Origin of the sequence: Ruegeria discodermiae (assembly GCF_030758345.1) — a bacterium.
Lineage (GTDB): Bacteria > Pseudomonadota > Alphaproteobacteria > Rhodobacterales > Rhodobacteraceae > Ruegeria_C.
In genome coordinates this window covers 1-506 of record NZ_JAVAMO010000074.1, presented here as the reverse complement: position 1 = coordinate 506, position 506 = coordinate 1, and the positions used below count along the sequence as shown (strand labels likewise).

Genomic DNA, 506 nt, shown 5'->3' with positions numbered 1-506 from the left:
CTAACTGATTTACTCGACCAGATTCCGACGGATGACGAGATCGGCACCGTGACCGCGGACGGCGCTTACGACACGCGCCGCTGTTACAGCGCCATCATCGAGCGTGACGCCGCCCCGATCATTCCGATCCGCAGCAATGGTCGACCATGGAAGGAAGACTGCTCGGCTGCTCGGGTCAGGAACGAAACACTGCGCGCCACCCGGCACTACGGTCGGGCGTTCTGGAAACGCTGGACAGAATATCACGCTCAGAGCCGGATCGAGGCGAGCCCTCTCATGGTTTGCGACCAAAGCACTGCCGGGCGGTGGATGCGGTGCCTCAAGGCATTCGGCGAGCGCATCGCAGCGAGAGACCCCGACCGACAAACTGCCGAAATCCATATCCGCATCGCTCTCCGGAACCGCTTCAATGCACTCGGCACCGCCGAATTCACTCGTGTGGCATGACATCAGCGGGGAAAGGGGCCATCACGCCTCAAGCGTAAATTACGCAACAACGCCTGTCC

Annotated in this window: 1 protein-coding gene; it reads left to right on the top strand. The window is 61.1% G+C overall.

Annotation, left to right across the window (positions count from 1 at the left end):
• Positions 1-447 (top strand): transposase (locus tag Q5Y75_RS28410; protein WP_306203661.1); only part of this gene is annotated, 447 nt, incomplete at its 5' end.
• Positions 448-506 lie beyond the last annotated feature (59 nt).